At 41.2% G+C, this 3,186-nt stretch carries 2 protein-coding genes; both read right to left on the bottom strand.

Going from position 1 to position 3,186, the window contains the following annotated elements:
- Positions 1-39 precede the first annotated feature (39 nt).
- A complete protein-coding gene (locus IQ264_RS31975; protein ID WP_193986706.1) occupies positions 40-1,653 on the bottom strand; it encodes a hypothetical protein in 1,614 nt (537 codons plus the stop codon).
- Positions 1,654-2,009: 356 nt separating this feature from the next.
- Entirely contained in the window at positions 2,010-3,062 is a 1,053-nt protein-coding gene (csaB, locus tag IQ264_RS31970) for a polysaccharide pyruvyl transferase CsaB (RefSeq protein WP_193986708.1), read from the bottom strand.
- Between the last annotated feature and the right edge of the window lie 124 nt (positions 3,063-3,186).

The raw sequence follows: 3,186 nt of genomic DNA, 5'->3' as shown, positions 1-3,186 counted from the left end.
GTCCCCTTGTCCCCAGTTCCCAGTCCCCATCTCCCCTACCTACTTAGCTTGGCTAGGTCGAGGAAAGCTGGGTAAATCAACAGCAGCTAATGATTTAATTTTCTTTGGAGTACGCTGTGGATAAACTATAGGTGAAGGCGAACTTGAGTAAGGTTTAGAATCAACCAAATCATCATTTTTAGCTACTATTAAATTAGGCGCTGTTGTTGGTGTTGCCGATCGCAATTCTGCTTCTTTAACCGGAGATTCTTCGGTATTTGGTGTGAATAAATTAGAGGGTTGGGGAATGACAGAAGTTTCTTGGGGAGTAACATTTACTATTGTACCTTGGGTAAGTCTTTCTAATTCTTCCCACATCGCTTCTTCATCTGCACCAAAATTTGCCGGGGGGCGATCTGTTGGGTCTAGTGATAAGTTTGGTGCTAAATTTGGATCTGATTTGGCAATTTCTAAAAATGGATTACTCAAAGATTCCTTGCTGGCTTCTAGCTGAGGTTGTGGTCTACTAAATTCAGGTAATATTAAATTTCTGCTACTTTCTTCTTGAGAATTGTTTGATTGTTCGGCTGAAATTTCTGAGGCTGCTGACCAAGGTTTGATTGGCTGAGGTTTGAGTAACAATTGCACTGCTTCAGAAATATTTTGAGGGTTGGTTTGATTTTCGGAAGAGTTCAGCAAGGCACTAATTTCAGCGTTAATTTCTTTGATGGTGGGCATATCGACACATTTATCTAATGCCGCTTTAAATTGCAGAGTATAACGCTGTTGTCGCTGTAAACGGTCTTGGAGTTCTTGGCGGGTGTTTTCGGTTTGCAAAAGTAGTTGGGATTGTTCGTTGTAACGTTGTTGAATAAAGGCGCATTGACGTTCTAATTCTGCGACTCGTTCTTGGCTACTTTCTAATTGGTGATTTAAAGTTTCAATCAATATTTGCTGACGTTGTGCGACTTGGTGAGAAGCTTCTAATTCGCGGAATAAGCGGCCTAATTGTTCTTGGGTGGTATTTAAGTCTTTGGATTGTTCAGCGAGTTTGGCTTCTGCGGTTTGCGATCGCTTAATCTGCGATTCCAAAGCTCGGTTACACTCATCTAATAATCTTTCTACATCTTGGACATGAGACAGCAAATCATTGTTTTGCTGTTGCAATGCTGCACTTAAATTCACCAACTCCAAAACATCGAAATCGTCTGTTTCTGTCTCAGCAATTTCAGAAATTTGAGGGCTTTCATTAGTGGAGTCAGTTGTTTGAGTGCTTTCGCTAGAGCTAGGATAATTCGCATCGGTAGTATTTACTGGCTCAAATCCTAATAACTCTTCTAAGTTAATATCAAACAGATTGCTATCTTCTTCTTCCTCTGCTGTTTCTGACTGTGATTCTCTAGAAATGTCTAACCGCAATCCGCCAGCATCTCCAATAAACGATCTCTTTAACTGTTCTTCGGCTGCTTCTTCAGTTGTAGGTGATGTTTCTTCTTCTGGGGTGTTAGGCTTTGCTGCACCCTGTTTCTGAATTGTAAAAGATATCTCTGGTTGATTTGGTTCGTTTTGTGCGCCTAAATCTGCGACCGACTTAATATCATTGGATTCAGTCTCGTTGGGGAAGTTAGTCGGTTGTGGCGTAGTATTATCGAAGGGGTTCTGGGCTTCACTCATGGCTCTAGTTCAAAAGAGTTAAGAATCCTGAATGCGTTCAAGAAGGCAGAAGGCAGAGGGCACAAGGAAAGAAGAATTGTACAGTCAGGTTTTCCTGTTGTTTTAACTATATAGTTATTTCTGTCATGCTGCACTAGTCGTCGCATTGTGAATAGCCTATCTTAGATCAGATGATTATTCTAGTGCAGCACAGCAAAAATGATTGAGCAATTGAGAACAGGTAATAGTATGGGCGAGTTTTGCAGATAATTTGTTGGTTAACAGACAAGAATTGTTACTCTCACCAGCCCCTTCAACTCAATACCCTTCTGCCTTGAAGCCTTCTTCCACTAAGTTATTAGCAACATTTTTAACTTTCAATCTACGGCTAAAGCTTGATTTAACAATTCCCGATGAATTAGTGCTCTGTCTACCAAGGACTGAATCTGTGCTGAGGATAGACTATCACCATTAGCATAGCAGTCTAACCAAGTTTGGGTAATTAACTTCGGCTCGTCAGGGATTTCTGTTAATTTCCATCCGGGAATTGACAATTCTTGCATTAGTTGGCTAACTTTTGGATCGTAGCTGAGGGCGAAACAACGACATTCTTGGGCTGCTGCCATGATCAGGCTATGGTAACGCATTCCGATCGCCATTTCCACTCCACGAAATAGTCCTTTTAATTCTCTGGGATCTTCGAGGGTCAAAATTTTACTCGCACCTGGTAATTGTGGTTGAATTGATTTGGCGATCGCTAAATCTTTGGCTTTCTGAAATGGTACTAATAAAATACAAGTTTGGGTAGCTTTTTGAAAGTCAATTAAAGCTTGAGTTAAATTAGCAATTTTTTCTGGGGTTAGTTGGGGATGTTGACGCAAAGTTACTGCTACTCTTGGGGCTGGTAAATCCCAAAGTCTTTTCACTGGTAAATCTTCTAATGCCCATACTGGATCGGGTGCTAAACAACAGGGAATTTGCCAATTTAATAGTAGGTTAGCCGAGGCGCGATCGCGCACGCTGACCAATTCACATTTGGCAAAAACTTGTTTAGCAATCTCCCGAATTATCGGACGTTCTAAAGGGCCAATTCCTTGCGCCCAAGCAATTGTTTTCAGTCCAAATTGTTTGGCTAATCCCATCAATCCGGCATAATAAATTGGACTAGCAAAACTAGTTACATCTTGCATCAAACTCCCGCCACCCCAAATAAAAACTTGAGCACTACGAATGGCTTTGAAGACTTGCCAAGCAGACATTCGATCGTAACTTTCCACCTGATAACGCTGCTTCGTTTCTCGCGGATTTCCCGAAAGCACCAAAGGCAAGACATTTTTGGGCAACATTTGTAACAACGAAGCTAACAATGCTTCATCTCCGCCATTGCCTTTGCCGTAATAGCCACACAATACTGCTCTAATTTGCCCCATTGTATTCATTGTTCTTTGCTTGATATTAGTTTAGGGCACAACGGAAAAAAGTTTTGAGTTTTGAGTTTTGATTTAGGGAGAGTTTGGGGAGTTCTATGTTTTGAGTTAGGGAGAAACTTAAGAG

It is taken from the genome of [Phormidium] sp. LEGE 05292 (assembly GCF_015207735.1).
In the GTDB taxonomy this organism is placed as follows: domain Bacteria; phylum Cyanobacteriota; class Cyanobacteriia; order Cyanobacteriales; family Aerosakkonemataceae; genus Floridanema.
Note: the sequence above shows the minus strand (reverse complement) of the source record. Positions and strands in the feature narration are given on the sequence as shown.

Coding starts and splice junctions, on each gene's coding strand:
- IQ264_RS31975 (WP_193986706.1), bottom strand. CDS start 1,653: ATGAGTGAAGCCCAGAACCCCTTCGATAATACTACGCCACAACCGACT.
- csaB (WP_193986708.1), bottom strand. CDS start 3,062: ATGGGGCAAATTAGAGCAGTATTGTGTGGCTATTACGGCAAAGGCAAT.